Consider the following 15,303-nt stretch of genomic DNA (forward strand, 5'->3'; position numbering starts at 1 on the left):
CGTGGGCCGCACAACGGCCAATCGCACCCGGCGTCCGCCGGTGGTGCCGGCACAACGGCGAGCGCGGCCGTGGCATGGCGGGTTACGGCCTCCGGCCTAACCCGCCCTACAGCATCGTAGCGTAGGGCGGGTTAGCGGAGCGTAACCCGCCGGTGCTTCAGCGGCTCAGGCGTTGGCGAGCTGCGGCGCGCGCTGGCCGGGCTGCTTGCTGTAGCGGCTGACGGACAGGTCGTCGGCAAAGACGGCCGGGCGCTTGGCGGAGATAATATCCGCCAGCAGCTGCGCCGAGCCGCAGGACATGGTCCAGCCCAGCGTGCCGTGGCCGGTGTTGATGAACAGGTTGCGCACGGCGGTGGGGCCGACCACGGGCGTGCCGTCCGGCGTCATCGGGCGCAGGCCGGTCCAGAAGGTGGCCTTGGCGGTGTCGCCGGCGCCCGGGAACAAGTCGTTGACCACCATTTCCAGCGTTTCGCGGCGGCGCGGGTTGAGGCGCTTGTCGAAGCCGGCGATCTCGGCCATGCCGCCCACGCGGATGCGGTCGTCAAAGCGGGTGACGGCGATCTTGTAGGTTTCGTCCAGGATGGTCGAGGTGGGCGCCTTGGCGGCGTCCACGATAGGCACGGTGATGGAGTAGCCCTTCAGCGGATACACCGGGATCTTGACGATGTCCTGCAGCAGCTGGGTGGAATAGGAGCCCATCGCCACCACGTAGCTGTCCGCCTGCACCAGGCCGGCGTCGGTCAGCACGCCCTTGATCTCGCCGCCTTCCATGACCAGGCTGTCGATCTCGGTGTTGTAGCGGAACTTCACGCCCAGCTCCACCGCCATGGCGGTCAAACGGGTGGTGAACAGCTGGCAGTCGCCGGTCTCGTCGTTGGGCAGGCGCAGGCCGCCGACCAGCTTGTCCTTGTCCAGGCCGGGTTCGGCGCTGAGCAGCTGCTCGCGGGTCAGCAGTTCGTAAGGCACGCCGGTTTCCTTGAGCACGTCGATGTCCTTGGCGGCGCCGTCCAGCTGCTGCTGGGTGCGGAACAGCTGGGTCGTGCCTTTCTGGCGGCCCTGGTATTCGATGCCGGTGGCGGCGCGCAGCGCCTTGAAGCAGTCGCGGCTGTACTCGGCCAGGCGCACCATGCGTTCCTTGTTCACGGCGTAGCGGTCGGCATTGCAGTTCTGCAGCATCTGCCACATCCATTGCAGCTGGAACAGGGTGCCGTCGGGCGTGATGGACAGCGGCGCGTGGCGCTGCAGCATCCATTTCATGGCTTTCAGCGGAATGCCGGGCGCGGCCCACGGGGAAGCGTAGCCGGGCGAAATCTGGCCGGCGTTGGCGAAGCTGGTTTCCTGCGCGGAGGCGGGCTGGCGGTCCAGCACGGTCACGTCATGGCCTGCGCGGGCCAGGTAATACGCGCTGGTGACGCCGATGACGCCGCTGCCAAGAATGACGATACGCATAACGCTTCCTTTGTGGATGAGTTTTTATGGCTTGTGCCAGATATAACGCTATGATAAGTTTGTTCTACTAGTGTTTGTTACTATAAAAATTCAACAATTCAGTAAAAAATCATGCGTATTCAGAAGGATTCCGTCCGCATCCTGGACAAGATGGACCGCAAGATCCTGCGCATCCTGCAGGAGGACGGACGCATTTCCATGAAGGATTTGAGCGAGCAGGTTGGCTTGTCGATCACGCCGGCCATCGAGCGCGTGAAGCGCATGGAGCGCGACGGCGTCATCACGGGCTACCATGCCCGCATCGATCCGCCGGCTCTGGGCGCCAAGCTGCTGGTGTTTGTGGAAATTACGCTCAACACCAAGTCGGCCTCGATGTTCGAGCAGTTCCGGCGCGAGGTGCTGCGCATACCGGAGGTGCAGGAGTGCCACCTGGTGTCGGGCGATTTCGACTATCTGATCAAGGCGCGCATCCACGAGATGGCCGAGTACCGCAAGCTGCTGGGCGAGATGCTGCTGCAGCTGCCGGGCGCGGCGCAGAGCAAGAGCTACGTGGTGATGGAGGAGATCAAGGAAACGCTGTTCCTGTCCACCGAAGCGGTCTAGCACACGATTGAGCGTTATCAAGGTTGCCACATTCTCCGGGCGAACTATAATGATCTCGACCGGGCGGCAGCCATGCCAGCCCTCGGATCCAATGTGAGCCGGTATGCCGGATGCCTTGAAATTGTTCCCACGAGTACTGGATGGATGCTGAAAAACCCTTAGAAATCCGCACGCTGGACGAGCACCTGTCGTCCGATCAGAGCTTCGGCTCGGCGCTGGCGCGTACTGTTGGGGCGCTGGCGGCAGCCGATGGCACCGTCACCCTGGGCCAGTTTGCCGCCGTCGCCGACCTGGCGGGCGAAGGCAAGGCCTCCGCCGTTTTCACTGCATTGGTATTGAACGCGATCGAGTCCGGCGTGAGCGTGGACTGGGCGCTGAACGCGCTGGCGCGCTGCTCGCCCGAAGTGGACCAGCAGACCCGGGACAGCGCCTACGCCATGCTGCGTCCGCTGGTGGCGCTGCAAGGCCCCAAGGCGCGCGCGCTGGCGCAGCGCGTGGCCAGGGCGCTGGGCGTGCGCCTGCGCACCGATGAACTGGCCATGCTGCCGCCGGAAGACGAACGCGGCCTGCTCAGCAGCCTGGGCCAGCAGGCGCGCAAGCTGGTGGCGGGCCGCAGCCTGGCCGACGTGGTGGCGGACTTCGGCCGCAGCACCGGCCACGTTGAGCTGCTGGACGGCGCGCGCCGCTTCCAGAGCGGCAAGCTGGACGACGACCAGCTGCGCGGCATGGTGCGGCAGGCTACGGCCACCATCGTCCAGGGCATAGGCGCTTACCAGGAGCTGGCCGCCTCGCTGGCCGCGTCCGCCTCCAATGCCGAGCGCATGATGAGCGCCGCGCTGGAGTTGCGCGCCCAGGTGCAGCAGCGGCTGGCGCTGGTGGATGCGCGCGTGGCCTACGAGCGCAGCACCCTGTTCCAGGACATCGACGACGCTGTGCACGATGCGGGCAACGCCATCGAGCTGGCCATCGCCGACCGCCTTGCCACCGACCAGTGGAAAGAGGGTGAGGTGTGGGAAAGCATAGGCCGCAACCAGTTCGGCCAGGAGATGGAGCGCCGCCTGGACCGCGTGGTGCGGCGCAAGGAGGAGGCGCTCAAGCTGATGCAGCACGATCTGCGCCTGTTCCAGTCCGGCATGCGCCTGGGGCAGGCCAGCGTGTTCCAGCGCGAGCACCATGCCGCGCTGGCCAGGCTGATGCCCGGCTTGCGCATCGGCACGCGCATCGTGAACACGGTCGATACCGCCGCCAGCCTCACGCTGATGGGCGGCGCGGTGGCGGCGGCGGGCACCGGGACGGTGGCTTATCTGTTCGGCGTGGCGGTGGTGATGCCGGTGCTGGCGCCGGCCGCGCCTTTCGTAGGCGGGGCGGTGTTGCTGGCGGGGGCGTTCAAGTGGTTCAGCGACGGCGGCAAGCGCAAGCGTTCGGAAATCCGGGACAAGCGCCGCGCCTTCGAGGACGAGCTGCGCGCGCGCCTGAAAGTGGCGGAGCAGTCCTATCTGGCGCAGCTGGACCAGGTGTCGCTGGGCTTCCACGAGTCCGCCCGGCAGATGCTCACGCCGCTGCTGCTGGAGGCCGAGGCGGCGGGACGGGTGCAGGGCATGCGCGAGCGCATCGCCGGCAAGGTGATCGCGCAGTCGCAGGCGGCCATCGAACAGCTCGAGAACCACCTGCGGCAGCAGGCTTAGTACATCATTCAGTGCGCCACTTAGTGGACCATATTGCGCGCGATGATGGAGTCCGCCGCCGCGCTGGCCTGCGGTAGCGGCTGGGCCAAGGTGCTGGTGCTGTAGATGGGCGCTTGCGGCATGGGGCTGCCCAGCATGGCGCCGTCGGTTTTGCTGATATCCACCTTCACCGTGGTCGACAGGCCTATGCGCAGCGGATGCGCGGCCAGCTCTTTGGCGTCCAGCGCAATGCGCACCGGCACGCGCTGCACCACCTTGATCCAGTTGCCGCTGGCGTTTTGCGCGGGCAGCACCGAGAACGCGCTGCCGGTGCCGGCCGACAGGCCCAGCACCTTGCCGTGGTATTCCACCTTGCTGCCGTACAGGTCCGCCTCCACCGTGGCGGGCTGGCCGATGCGGATGCTGCGCAGTTCCGATTCCTTGAAATTGGCGTCCACCCACAGCTGGTCCAGCGGTACGATGGACAGCAGCGGCATGCCGGGCGTGATGCGCGCGCCCACCTGCACGCTGCGCTTGGCCACGTAGCCGGACACCGGCGCCACGATGGCGTTGCGGCGCGCAGCCAGCCAGGCTTGCATGTAGTCGGCGCGCGCCGCCTGCACGGCGGGGTGTTCGGCCAGCGCCACGCCGGCCACGCCCGCGTGCGCGGCCTCGCTCTGCTTCAGCGCCACCTCGATGGCCGCCTGGGCGTTGGCCACGGCCTGGCGCGCGTGTTCCACGTCCTCGCCGGAGACGGTATGGTCGGCCGCCAGCGGCAGGCGGCGCGCCAGGTCGTCCTGCGCGTTTTTCAGGGCCAGCTTGCGCTGGGTGACGGCGGCGTCGAACTGGCCCACGTCGGCATAGCGCTGGCGTTCCTGGCGCACGGCGGCGCCGAGGCGGGCCTGAGCCAGTTCCAGCGCCACTTCCGCGTCCACCGGGTCGAGCTTGACGATTTGCGCGCCGGCTTGCACCAGCTGGGTTTCGTCGGCGCGGATCTCGGCGACATTGCCCGCCACCTGGGAGGACAGCGTGACGAGGTTGCCGCCCACGTAGGCGTTGTCGGTCTCCTGCTGCCTGGACAGCACGGTCTCGTAGTAGAAGGCGTAGGCCGCGCCGGCGGCGACGAAGGCCAGGGTGATGCCCGCCAGGACGCGGACACGTTTCTTGTTGTTGGCTGGGGTTGGGGTGGCAGTGGTCATGGCTCGGCTTATTTCAGGGTGAATGCGGTATCGGCGCGGTAGCCGCCGCCGAGGGAATGGATCAGGGCGACTTCGGCTTGCAGCGAAAGCTGTTGGAGCTGCAGGGCCGCGTCCTGCTGGCGCAGGGCGTTCAGGCTGGCGTTGAGCACGGCGCGCTGGCCGGCCAGACCGCCCGCCAGCTTGGCTTGCGCGGAGCGCAGCAGGGACTGGGCGCTGGCGCTGGCGGCCGCTTGTTCGGCGGTCTCCGCTTCCAGCGCCTGGACGGCGGCCGCGTCCTGCGCCACGTCGCGCACGGCGGCGACTACGGCGCGGTTGTATTCGGCCACCAGCGCGTTGCGTTCGCTGCGCGTGCCTTCCAGCTGTGCCGCCAGGCGCTTGCTGTCGAACAGCGGCAGCGTGATGGTGGGGCCGGCGAACAGCGTGCGGCTAGGCGCTTCCAGCAGCCGCTCGAAGGAGATCGAGTTGAGGCCGGCGGCGGCGCTGATGTTGATGTCGGGATAGAACGCGGCCTTGGCGGCGTCGATGCGGCTGAGCGACGCTTCCACGCGCCAGCGCGCCGCTTGCAGGTCCGGGCGGCGCGCCAGCAGCTCCATGCCGAGGCGCGACGGCAGCGCGTGCGGACCGGCGGGCAAGGCGCGCGGCTGCAGCGCGGCCAGCAGCTGCGCTGTGGTGGCGCGCGGCGCGGCATCGGCCGCAGTGCCGGATGCGCCGGCGCCGGGCGCGTTGTCGCCGCCGAGCAGGGCGCGCAGGGCTTCGCGTTCGCGCAGGTTGTCGCCGTCGAGCTGGGCGAGCTGCTTCCTGAGCTGCGCCAGTTCGCCGCTGGCTTGCCGCTCTTCGTCGCTCACGCCCAGGCCGCGCGCGATGCGCTTGGCGGCGTCGTCGATCACGGCTTGCTGCGCAGTGGCCAGCTGCGCCAGGTTGGCGCGGCGCGCCCAGCCGCCCTGCAGGCGGAAGTAGCTTTGCGCGATGGCTGCGGCCAGCGCGCGTTCCGCTTGCGCGTAGTCGGCCTGGTGGGCGTGGACCTCGCCCGCCGCTGCCGCCACTTGCGCCTTGTTGCGGCCCCACCAGTCGAAGTTGTAGCGCGCTTCCACGCGCACGGTCTCCTCGGTGAAGTAGCTGCCGCCTATGGGCGCGGGGAACAGCCCGGTGGCGGAGTAGCGCTGGCGGTTCATGCCGCCGTAGACGCCGGCTTCCAGCCCGGCGGCCGAGCGCGTGCGGTCCAGCGTGGAGTGCGCGGACGCGATCTGCGCGGCAGCGGTGTCCAGATTGGGATTGGCCGCCAGCGCGGCGGCGATCAGGCCGTCCAGCTGCGGGTCGCCGTAGCTGCCCCACCAGCGCGCTTCGGGCCAGCCGTCGCGGGCCAGTTTGATGTCTTCCGCGATGACCGTGGCGGCGACGTCACGCTGCGCCAGCGGCGCATTGCGTTCGGCCGGTACGTGGGCGCAGCCGGCCAGTGCGCAGGCGAGCGCGGTCAGCGTGGCGAGCTTGGGGAGTGTGATTTTTTTATTCATGTTCAATCCATGGCCGCATGGTCAACGGGAGCCGGAGCGGCGGTTTTGGCTGCAGGGCGTATCAGCAGCAACAGCGGGATCACCGCCAGGGTCAGCAATGTCATCAGCCAGAAGTCGTCCACGTAGGCGATCATCGATGCCTGGCGCGTGACTTCCGCGTTCAGCAGGGCCAGGGCGTCCGGCGCGGTGTCGCTGACGGCCACGCGCTCGGCCAGCGCCGAATGCACGGTTTGCGTATTCCGCACCAGCAGCGCCTGCACCAGCGCGATGCCCACGCTGCTGCCGATATTGCGCACCAGGCTGTAGATGGCCGTGCCTTCGGCGCGCATCTCGGGCGACAGGGTGGCGAAGGTGGCGGCGCTCAGCGGCACGAACACCAGTCCCAGCCCCAGGCCCTGGATCACGCCGGGCCAGATGATGTCGCCGGTGGACAGCACCAGCGTGTAGCCGCTCATCTGCCACAGCGAAAACGCGGTGATGGCGAAGCCGATTGCCAGCAGCAGGCGCACGTCGTAGCGGCCCACCAGGCGGCCCACCAGCATCATGGCCACCATGGTGCCGAGACCGCTGGGCGCCGTGACCATGCCGGCCAGCTGCGCCGGGTAGCCCATCAGCCCTTGCAGCAGCGAAGGGGTGAGCGCCCGCGTGGCGAACAGCACCAGGCCGACGATGAAGATGAACAGCAGCCCGCTCACATAATTGGCGTTCTTCAGCAGGCGGTAGTTGAAGAAGGACTGGCCGGCCGGCGTGAGCGCGGTGTGCGCGGCGAACCAGGCGAAGCTGAGCGCCAGCACGATGGCCTCGATCCAGGTCTCGCTGGAGGCGAACCAGTCGTTCTGCTCGCCCCGGTCCAGCAGCATTTGCAGCGCGCCTATGGCCAGGCTGAGGGTGGCGAAGCCGAAGGCGTCGAAACGCATCTTGCGCGGCGCTGCCGTGGGGCGGATGTATTTCCAGATGCCGTAGAACGCCAGCGCGCCTACCGGTACGTTGATGAAGAACACCCAGCGCCAGTCGTAGCTGTCGGTGAGCCAGCCGCCCAGCGTGGGGCCGAGGATGGGGCCTATCATCACGCCCATGCCCCAGACCGCCATGGCCGAGCCGTGTTTTTCGCGCGGGTTGATGTCCAGCAGGACGGCCTGCGACAGCGGCACCAGCGCCGCGCCGAACACGCCTTGCAGCAGCCGCGCCGCGACGATTTCGCCCAGCGTGGCGGACAGGCCGCACAGCACCGAGGCCAGCGTGAAGCCTGCCACCGACACGAGGAAGACGTTCTTTTGCCCGAAACGGTCGCACAGCCAGCCCGTCAGCGGGGTGGCGATGGCGGCGGCCACGATGAAGGAGGTGAGCACCCAGGTGATCTGGTCCTGCGAGGCGGACAGGCTGCCCTGCATGTGCGGCAGCGCCACGTTGGCGATGGTGCCGTCCAGCGCCTGGATGATGGTGGCCAGCATGATGGACAGCGTGATCATGCGGCGGTTGATCGGCGCCTCGGCGCTGCCCGTGGTCACAGCTTGGACTCGACGGCCGTTTGCAGCTGCTCAAGGAAGCCGGTAACGATGGCCAGCGTGGCCGGATCGGCGTCGCCCAGCAGCTCCTGGCGGAAGGCGTTGGCCTCTTTCTTCACGCGGTTGTAGATGTCGTTGCCGTCCGGCGTCAGCGACACCAGCTTGACGCGGCGGTCCTTGTCCGACGGCGTGCGCTGCAGGTAGCCGGCTTTCACCAGGCGGTCGATCATGGCCACCATGGTGGGGTCTTCCACGCCGAGCAGGCGCGCCAGCTCGGTCTGCGACAGCGGCTGGCTCTTGGCAACGGCGGCGATCGCCATCCAGCTGGCCTGGCCCATGCCGAGGTCTTTCAGGCGCCGGTCCAGCGCCAGGCGCCAGGCGCGCGCGGTGGTGTGCAACGCGAGCGAGAAGCGTTCTTCGAGTGTCAATTCCATGCTGAGCTATCTAATGGTTAGGGATCTAACGATTAGTGTAGCATGCTACTTTGCTCGATAGCAATGGGGCAGGCATGGTAGGCTGGCGGTATCGATGCGGAGGAACTATGGGACTGCGGAAGACGATGCGGGCGGCAATGGCGGCGGGCGCCGTCCTGGGCTGGGGCGCGCTGGCGCCGGCCATGGCGCAGCAGGGCGCGGACACGGCTGCGGGCGGACCGGAGCTGCCGCCGGTGCTGCCGTACCGGCCCTCGGTGTCCAGTCCGGCGCAACTGCCGGCGCCGGGACAGCTGGAACTGGAGCTCGGCGGCCTGGCCAGCCGCGACGGCGGCGCGCGGCGCGCCAGCCTGCCCTACACCCTCAAGCTGGCGTTCAGCCCGGAGTGGGGCGTGCTGCTGGGCGGCGAGGCCTGGGTATCGCAGCGCGATGACGGCGCTTCCCGCTTGCGCGGCGTGGGCGACACCTTGTTGGTCGTCAAGCGCGCCTGGGCCATGGGCGAAGGCAGCGCGCTGGGGCTGGAACTCGGCGCCAAGATGCCCACCGCCCGGGACGGCATCGGCAGCGGGCGGCCGGATTACAGCGTGAACGGCATACTCAGCCGCGACTTCGGCAGCGTGCACATGGACGCCAACCTGAACCTGGCGCGGCTGGGCGGCGCCGAACCCGGCCTGGGGCGGGTGCAGACCGGCGCTTCCGCCTCCTTCTCGGTGCCGCTGGACGAGCGCTGGGGCGCCACGGCCGAACTGGCCGGCACGCACCGCAGCGGCGCGCCCGGCACCGCGCAGCTGCTGCTGGCGGCGGCTTACAGCCCGCATCCGAGGCTGACCATCGACTTTGGCCTGGCGCGCGGCATTACCCGCGCCGCGCCGGACTGGCAGTTCTTCAGCGGAATTGTGTTGCCGTTGGTAAACTTTTGGTAGAGTTATGTGCGCAAGCGTACATACATGAGGCGGCTTGCGGTTTAATATGGTGGTGCAGTAACACCCATAACTAGAAGATCGACTCATGAAAAAACTCATTATCGCCGCCAGCATGCTGGCCATCTCCCTGACCGCCGCTGCTCAGAACGTTTCCATCAGCGTGGGCCAGCCGGGTTTTTACGGACGCATTGATTTGGGCAACATGGCGCCGCCTCCTGTCATTTACACGGAACCTGTCATTGTGCACCGTCCGGTGCGCGTGATTGAAGAGCCGCTGTATCTGCGCGTGCCGCCTGGCCATGCCAAGAAGTGGTCGAAACACTGCGGCGCGTACAACGCCTGCGGCCGCCGCGTGTATTTCGTGCGCGACGACTGGTATGTGAACGACTATGCGCCGCGCTACCGCTCTGAACATGGCCGCCACGACCGTGACGACCGCCGCGACGACCGCCGTGATGACCACCGCGACAAGCATGAAGGCAAGCACGACAAGCACGACAAGCACGACAAGCACGACAACGGCCACGGCCACGGCAAAGGCCACGGCAAAGACTGATTTTCCACCGCCTCGGGAGCGCCATGCATAGCAAGATCGTTATCGTAGGCGGCGGGGCGGGCGGGCTGGAACTGGCCTGCAAGCTGGGCCGCAAGCTGGGACCGGGGCAGGTGATGCTGGTCGACAGCCGCCTGTACCATATCTGGAAACCGTCGCTGCACGAAGTGGCGGCGGGCACGCTGGACATCCATCAGGAAGGCCTGTCCTACCAGATGCTGGCCCACGACAACGGTTTTACCTATGTGTACGGCGCCCTCACGGCGCTGGACGCGCCGGGCAAGCAGCTCACGGTGGCGGCCATCGCCACCGCCGAGCATGAGGAAGTGCTGCCCGAGCGCCGCATCGGCTATGAATCGCTGGTGCTGGCCATCGGCAGCACGTCCAATTACTTCGGCGTCCCCGGCGCCGAGGAACACACCATATCCCTGAACGCCACCGAAGACGCCGAACGCTTCCGGCTCACGCTGCTCAAGCTGCTGACCAAGGCCGCGCTGAAAAAGGGCGCGCCGGACGCGGGGCAGGACGGTGTGGACATCGTCATCATCGGCGGCGGCGCCACCGGCGTCGAGCTGGCGGCGGAGCTGCGCGAGGCCAGCGGCGTGTATGCCGCCTACGGCTTTGGCCAGCTGGAACCCATGAAGGACGTGCGCATCACGCTGCTGGAAGGGGCGCCGCGCATCCTGGCGCCGCTGCCCGAGCGGGTGTCGGCCGCCGCGCTCAAGCTGCTGCAGGAGCGCGCCATCAAGGTGGTGACCGGTACGCGCGTGACCGCCATCGGCGCCGCGCAGGTGACGGCGGGCGAGGGCGGCCAGCCGGACCAGCTCTATCCGGCCGACATTGTCGTCTGGGCGGCTGGCATCAAGGCGCCGGCGCTGCTGTCCACGCTGGGCTTGCCCACCGCCAAGGGCGGCCAGCTGGAGGTGGACGGCACGCTGGCCGTCAAGGGCCACGGCAATATCTACGCGCTGGGCGACTGCGCCCTATGCCTGGGGGCGGACGGCAAGGCCGTGCCGCCGCGCGCGCAGGCCGCGCACCAGCAGGCCGACTACCTCGCGCAGACTTTCCTGCGCCAGGCCCGGGGCAAGCCCCCGCAGAGCGCGCCTTATGTGTACAAGGACTACGGCTCGCTGGTGTCCTTCGGGCAGACTTCGTCCGTGGGCAGCCTGATGGGCTCGCTCAAAGGCTTGAGCTGGTTCGTGGACGGCTTTGTGGCGCGCCTGATGTATGTGAGCTTGCACCTGATGCATCACCAGGCTGTGCTCGGCACGGTGCGCACCGGCGTGCTGGCGCTGGCGCGCTTCCTGATCAAGCGCAGCACGCCGCTGGTGAAGCTGCACTAAGGCTCCACTCAGAGGCCGTTCAGGGCTGCTGGGCCAGCGGCTTGGGCAGGATGACGGTCAGGATGGCGCCGCCGCCGCCGTTGGCCGACAGGGTCAGCACGCCGCCCAGGTAGGCGGCGCGTTCGCGCAGCACGCGCAGGCCGTGCTTGCCGCTGTCGGCGCCGATGGCGTCCGCCGGCATGGCCAGGCCGACGCCGTTGTCTTTCACGGTCAGCATGATCTCGTCTTCATTGTCGTCCACCACCACTTCCACCGCGCTGGCGCGCGCGTGGCTGGCGATGTTGCGCAACCCTTCCTCCAGCGCGCGCAGCAGCACCACGTTGTGGCTGCGGGGACAGCGCGGCTCGTCCTCCGGCAGGCTGCACCTGGCGGCCATGCCGTGCTGCTCGCCGAACTGCGCCACCAGTTCGCCTAGCGCCACCTTTACGCCGAGAAACTCCAGCTTGTCGTTCCAGAGCCGGTGCTGCATCTGGCGGTTGGTTTCTATGATGGTGTGCAGCAGGTTCTTCATCTGCGTGGTGCGTTCCAGCAGCGCCGGGTCGGGCGGCAGCTTTTGCGTCAGCAGGCCCAGGTGCATGGTCAGCGCGGTCAGCGACGAGCCCATGCTGTCGTGCAGCTGGCGCGACAGCGAGCGGCGCTCGTTGTCCCAGCAGGCGTTGACGTGGCCGAGCAGTTCGCTCAGCTCGGCGGCGCGCTGGCTGTCGTCGGGGGCAAGATGTAACTGTGCGGACATAGTGGTCTCAGCGTAAGAAAGTCTGTTTTTATGCGGCGATCATACCTGAGGTTGATTTTGCCTGTCGCACCGGCGCGCGCTCATTGGCGCTCGGTGGCCGAGCAGGAGCCGATGGCTTTCATCAGGTGGTCGATGTCGACCGGCTTGACCAGGTGCATGTCGAAACCGGCCTCGAGCACGCGGCGCTGGTCTTCGGCCAGGCCGTAGCCGGTCAGCGCGATCAGTTTCATGCCGCGCGTGCCGTCGCTGGCGCGCAGGCGGCGCGCCACTTCGTAGCCGTCTATGCCCGGCAGGCCGATATCGACCAGCGCCAGGTCGGGGCGGAAAGTGGCCGCCAGTTCCAGTCCTTGCAGACCGTCGGCGGCGTGCCGCACTTCGTAGCCATAGCAACTCAGCATCATCGACATCATCTCGCGGCCGTCGTCGTTGTCTTCTATTAGCAGCACGGTAGGCTTGCCGGTTTCTATGGAGTCTGTCATTGCTTGCCTCGTTTCGGATGGCCGCTCGCAGCGCGGCAGCCGGATAGTGAAGTTGCTGCCTGTGTTGGCGCCGGCGCTGTGCGCGGTCACGCTGCCGCCGTGCAGCTCGGTCAGCCGCCGCACCAGCGCCAGGCCGATGCCCAGCCCGCCCTGCGCCCGGTCCAGCGTGCGCGTGCCTTGCACGAACACCTCGAACACATGGGGCAGCAGGCTGGCCGGAATGCCCACCCCGCTGTCCTCGACCGACAGCAGCACTTCGCCGCCGTCCGTCTCGCAAAACACCGTGATGGCGCCGCCCGGCGGGGTGTATTTCAGGGCGTTGTCCATTAGATTGCAGAATATCTGTTCCAGCCGGGTGGCATCGCCGTGCACCCAGCCCGGTTCGGCTTCCAGCGTCACCGTGTGGCCGGTGCTGCGGCCGGTGGTGCGGTAGGTCTCCAGGCAGGTGGCCAGCAGCGCGGCCAGGTCCAGCGGCGCGCGGTTGAGCAAAATCTTGCCCGACATGGCGCGGCTCAGGTCCAGCAAGTCGTCCACGATGCGGCCCAGGTGGCGGCTCTGGCGCTGGATAATCTGCTTGGCGCGCGTGACCGCGTCGCCCTGCACGCCGGGCAGGGCGATCAGCGAGGCGGCGCTGCTGATGGCGCTGAGCGGATTGCGCAGCTCGTGGCCCAGCATGGCCAGGAACTCGTCCTTGGCGTGGTTCTGCCGCTCGGCCACCTGGCGTTCTTCAATCTCGCGCGTGAGTTTTTTGTTGGCGGCCGTCAATTCCGTGGTGCGCAGGCTGAGCTGGCGCGCCTGCCGCTTCAGCTCCTCGTTCTTCACCGCCAGCGCCACGAACACCGAGATCTTGGCGTGCAGGATTTGTGGAATGATGGGCGTAAACAGGAAGTCGACCGCGCCGCGCTGGTAGGCCTTCAGCCGGTCCAGCTCGTCGGCCACGAAGGCGGTGACGAAGATGATGGGAATGTCGGCCGAGCGGGCGCGCTGGTGGATGGCCTCGGCCGTTTCGAAGCCGTCCATGCCGGGCATGTTTACGTCCAGCAGGATCACCGCAAAGTCGTGCATCAGCACCTGGCGCAAGCCTTCCTCGCCGGAGCGCGCCGCGATGACGTCGTAACCTTCCTGGTCCGACCATTGCGCGAGCAGGCTGGTCAATGCGAACAGGCTGTTGGCGTCGTCGTTGACGACCAGGACTTTGGGTTTGTCTACTTTAGGCACGTTGTTGTTGGAGCTTCTGGAGGGAAGGGTTTCGCCTGACAAACTGTTGACTGATCATAACAACCTGATAAATGAAAGTCAAAAGCGCCCCCGGCTATCGCGCGCACCCCGCCGCGGGCTATGTTCGGCTGCGCACATACAGTCCGGGCCGTGCATGCCATAGTGGCCTGGTGCCGACCAACCTAGAAAGGACGCATCATGAATATCGATACCGTTGTGGATAAAGACTATGTGGGCAAGTGCTTCCGCGAACTGGCGGACGCCCCGGTGAGCGCGCTCAAAGGCGTCAGCGCCAGCGACGCCAAGGCGCTGGCCAAGGCCTTCAACGTCAACACGGTGCGCGACCTGGCCGAGCTGGACTTCGTGAAATGGGCGCAGGCCATCACCGTACTGGCCGGCCAGGAGCAGCCCGCGCCGCATGAAGTGGCCAAGGAAACGCTGCTGGACGAGGCGGTGGAGATGACCTTCCCGGCCAGCGATCCGATTTCGGTGGACGCCGGCATCACGCGGATCGAAGTGGCGCCGGACATGGTGAACGCGCAAGGCGATCACCAGCACGCCGGCAAGGTGGAGCAGTCGACCGAGGAGGGCGCAGCCAGGGAAGCGGCCGCGCAGTAAGATGCGGCAAAGGCCGCGCAGCTTGCTGCGCGGCCTGTCCGTTTGTGCAGTGCGCGCACGTTCAGGCTGCCGAGGCGCTGTGGACCGGGCTGCTGGCAACGAAGGACTCGGCCTCCGCCGCCTCGCGCCGCGCCGCGCAGTGGCGGTTCTTGCCGCCGCGCTTGGCTTCGTACAGCGCCTCGTCCGCGCGCTGTATCAGCGCGGCGACATGGTCCGCATGGTCGGGATAGAGCGCAATGCCGATGCTGGTGGACAGGCGCAGCGTCAGCGCCCCCACCTGGTAGGGCTCGGACACCACTTCAATCAGCTTGCAGGCCGGTTCCTGGGCGTCGGCCAGGCTGCCCACTTCGCCCAGCACGATGACGAATTCGTCGCCGCCCACGCGCGCCACGGTGTCCTCCTTGCGCGAGGAACCGACCAGGCGGCCGGCCACCAGCTTCAGGATTTCATCGCCGCAGGCATGGCCGTGGGTGTCGTTGATGGCCTTGAAGCCGTCCAGGTCCAGATACATGACGGCGGCCCTGTGCTGGTGGCGCGCGGCGTGCTGCAGCGTGGTGGCGATGCGGTCTTCCAGCAGGCGGCGGTTGGGCAGGCCGGTGAGCGGGTCGTGCAGCGCCAGTTCCTGCTGCTGCCTGCTGTACTGCGCCAGTTCCTTGTACAGCAGGCGTACTTCCAGCATATTGTGGATGCGCTTGTGCACTTCCAGCAGGTCGAAAGGCTTGCTGATGAAGTCGCGCGCGCCCGCTTCCAGCGCGGCGATCTTGAAGCTGGGCTGGGCCGTGAGCGCCAGCACCGGCAGATAGCCTTCCTGTTCGATTTCCTTGAGGCCCTTCATGACCTGGAAGCCGTTCAGTTCGGGCATTTGCAGGTCGAGCAGGATCAGGTCGTAGCAATGCTGGCGGTGCAGTCCGCACACCTGCTCGGGCAGCATGGTGGACGAGACGTTGCTATAGCCGGCATCGCGCAGGATTTCGAGCATCAGGTCGATATTGTCGGCGCAATCGTCGACCACCAGGATCTTGGCGTTCAGAATCTCGTCCGGACTAGGCATGGTAGGGTCTCATCAAAAGCGGT

The 15,303-nt window shown here is 67.3% G+C and carries 14 protein-coding genes; 6 read left to right on the plus strand and 8 right to left on the minus strand.

All coding sequences use genetic code 11. From position 1 onward, the window contains the following. Positions 1-165 precede the first annotated feature (165 nt). Positions 166-1,449 carry a D-amino acid dehydrogenase gene (locus tag GTP77_RS18055; protein WP_161073539.1) on the minus strand — a complete coding sequence of 428 codons (1,284 nt, stop codon included), beginning with the start codon at positions 1,447-1,449 and terminating at the stop codon, positions 166-168. A gap of 111 nt (positions 1,450-1,560) precedes the next feature. On the opposite strand from GTP77_RS18055, the gene GTP77_RS18060 reads away from it, so the two are divergent. Continuing rightward, on the plus strand, positions 1,561-2,052 hold the full coding sequence (locus GTP77_RS18060; protein ID WP_161073540.1) for an Lrp/AsnC ligand binding domain-containing protein: 492 nt from the start codon (positions 1,561-1,563) through the stop codon (positions 2,050-2,052). A gap of 140 nt (positions 2,053-2,192) precedes the next feature. Then, positions 2,193-3,737: a hypothetical protein gene (locus GTP77_RS18065; RefSeq protein WP_161073541.1), complete on the plus strand. Its 1,545-nt coding sequence runs from the start codon at positions 2,193-2,195 to the stop codon at positions 3,735-3,737. A gap of 20 nt (positions 3,738-3,757) precedes the next feature. Here the strand turns inward: GTP77_RS18065 and GTP77_RS18070 are convergent, their stop codons facing one another. From GTP77_RS18070 to GTP77_RS18085, 4 genes are read right to left on the minus strand one after another with little or no spacing between them, the layout of a single operon-like run. After that, complete coding sequence (locus tag GTP77_RS18070; protein ID WP_161073542.1) at positions 3,758-4,915, minus strand: HlyD family secretion protein; 1,158 nt, start codon at positions 4,913-4,915, stop codon at positions 3,758-3,760. 8 nt (positions 4,916-4,923) lie between these two features. Next, positions 4,924-6,426 carry an efflux transporter outer membrane subunit gene (locus tag GTP77_RS18075; RefSeq protein ID WP_161073543.1) on the minus strand — a complete coding sequence of 501 codons (1,503 nt, stop codon included), beginning with the start codon at positions 6,424-6,426 and terminating at the stop codon, positions 4,924-4,926. Between the two features lie 2 nt (positions 6,427-6,428). Continuing rightward, the gene (locus GTP77_RS18080; RefSeq protein WP_187358762.1) at positions 6,429-7,895 is read right to left on the minus strand and encodes an MDR family MFS transporter; all 1,467 of its coding nucleotides are present in this window, start codon (positions 7,893-7,895) and stop codon (positions 6,429-6,431) included. A gap of 35 nt (positions 7,896-7,930) precedes the next feature. After that, the gene (locus tag GTP77_RS18085; RefSeq protein ID WP_161073544.1) at positions 7,931-8,365 is read right to left on the minus strand and encodes a MarR family winged helix-turn-helix transcriptional regulator; all 435 of its coding nucleotides are present in this window, start codon (positions 8,363-8,365) and stop codon (positions 7,931-7,933) included. Between the two features lie 107 nt (positions 8,366-8,472). Here GTP77_RS18085 and GTP77_RS18090 point away from each other — a divergent pair, with 107 nt between their 5' ends. From GTP77_RS18090 to GTP77_RS18100, 3 genes are all read left to right on the plus strand, one after another. After that, positions 8,473-9,285 (plus strand): transporter, encoded by an 813-nt coding sequence (locus tag GTP77_RS18090; protein WP_229202253.1) that lies wholly within the window; start codon positions 8,473-8,475, stop codon positions 9,283-9,285. A gap of 85 nt (positions 9,286-9,370) precedes the next feature. Beyond that, positions 9,371-9,841: a type 2 periplasmic-binding domain-containing protein gene (locus tag GTP77_RS18095; RefSeq protein WP_161073545.1), complete on the plus strand. Its 471-nt coding sequence runs from the start codon at positions 9,371-9,373 to the stop codon at positions 9,839-9,841. Between the two features lie 23 nt (positions 9,842-9,864). After that, positions 9,865-11,181: an NAD(P)/FAD-dependent oxidoreductase gene (locus tag GTP77_RS18100; RefSeq protein ID WP_161073546.1), complete on the plus strand. Its 1,317-nt coding sequence runs from the start codon at positions 9,865-9,867 to the stop codon at positions 11,179-11,181. 19 nt (positions 11,182-11,200) lie between these two features. On the opposite strand, the gene GTP77_RS18105 is transcribed toward GTP77_RS18100, so the two are convergent. Both GTP77_RS18105 and GTP77_RS18110 read right to left on the minus strand, forming a co-directional pair. After that, entirely contained in the window at positions 11,201-11,914 is a 714-nt protein-coding gene (locus GTP77_RS18105; protein WP_161073547.1) for a sensor histidine kinase, read from the minus strand. 80 nt (positions 11,915-11,994) lie between these two features. Further along, entirely contained in the window at positions 11,995-13,611 is a 1,617-nt protein-coding gene (locus GTP77_RS18110; protein WP_161073548.1) for a response regulator, read from the minus strand. 198 nt (positions 13,612-13,809) lie between these two features. On the opposite strand from GTP77_RS18110, the gene GTP77_RS18115 reads away from it, so the two are divergent. Further along, positions 13,810-14,229 (plus strand): hypothetical protein, encoded by a 420-nt coding sequence (locus GTP77_RS18115; RefSeq protein ID WP_161073549.1) that lies wholly within the window; start codon positions 13,810-13,812, stop codon positions 14,227-14,229. Positions 14,230-14,290: 61 nt separating this feature from the next. Here GTP77_RS18115 and GTP77_RS18120 read toward each other — a convergent pair whose 3' ends face one another. Further along, a complete protein-coding gene (locus tag GTP77_RS18120) occupies positions 14,291-15,280 on the minus strand; it encodes a diguanylate cyclase domain-containing protein (protein WP_161073550.1) in 990 nt (329 codons plus the stop codon). Positions 15,281-15,303 lie beyond the last annotated feature (23 nt).

Origin of the sequence: Pseudoduganella aquatica (assembly GCF_009857595.1) — a bacterium.
Lineage (GTDB): Bacteria > Pseudomonadota > Gammaproteobacteria > Burkholderiales > Burkholderiaceae_D > Rugamonas > Rugamonas aquatica_A.

Coding starts and splice junctions, on each gene's coding strand:
- GTP77_RS18055 (WP_161073539.1), bottom strand. CDS start 1,449: ATGCGTATCGTCATTCTTGGCAGCGGCGTCATCGGCGTCACCAGCGCG.
- GTP77_RS18060 (WP_161073540.1), top strand. CDS start 1,561: ATGCGTATTCAGAAGGATTCCGTCCGCATCCTGGACAAGATGGACCGC.
- GTP77_RS18065 (WP_161073541.1), top strand. CDS start 2,193: ATGGATGCTGAAAAACCCTTAGAAATCCGCACGCTGGACGAGCACCTG.
- GTP77_RS18070 (WP_161073542.1), bottom strand. CDS start 4,915: ATGACCACTGCCACCCCAACCCCAGCCAACAACAAGAAACGTGTCCGC.
- GTP77_RS18075 (WP_161073543.1), bottom strand. CDS start 6,426: ATGAATAAAAAAATCACACTCCCCAAGCTCGCCACGCTGACCGCGCTC.
- GTP77_RS18080 (WP_187358762.1), bottom strand. CDS start 7,895: ATGATCACGCTGTCCATCATGCTGGCCACCATCATCCAGGCGCTGGAC.
- GTP77_RS18085 (WP_161073544.1), bottom strand. CDS start 8,365: ATGGAATTGACACTCGAAGAACGCTTCTCGCTCGCGTTGCACACCACC.
- GTP77_RS18090 (WP_229202253.1), top strand. CDS start 8,473: ATGGGACTGCGGAAGACGATGCGGGCGGCAATGGCGGCGGGCGCCGTC.
- GTP77_RS18095 (WP_161073545.1), top strand. CDS start 9,371: ATGAAAAAACTCATTATCGCCGCCAGCATGCTGGCCATCTCCCTGACC.
- GTP77_RS18100 (WP_161073546.1), top strand. CDS start 9,865: ATGCATAGCAAGATCGTTATCGTAGGCGGCGGGGCGGGCGGGCTGGAA.
- GTP77_RS18105 (WP_161073547.1), bottom strand. CDS start 11,914: ATGTCCGCACAGTTACATCTTGCCCCCGACGACAGCCAGCGCGCCGCC.
- GTP77_RS18115 (WP_161073549.1), top strand. CDS start 13,810: ATGAATATCGATACCGTTGTGGATAAAGACTATGTGGGCAAGTGCTTC.
- GTP77_RS18120 (WP_161073550.1), bottom strand. CDS start 15,280: ATGCCTAGTCCGGACGAGATTCTGAACGCCAAGATCCTGGTGGTCGAC.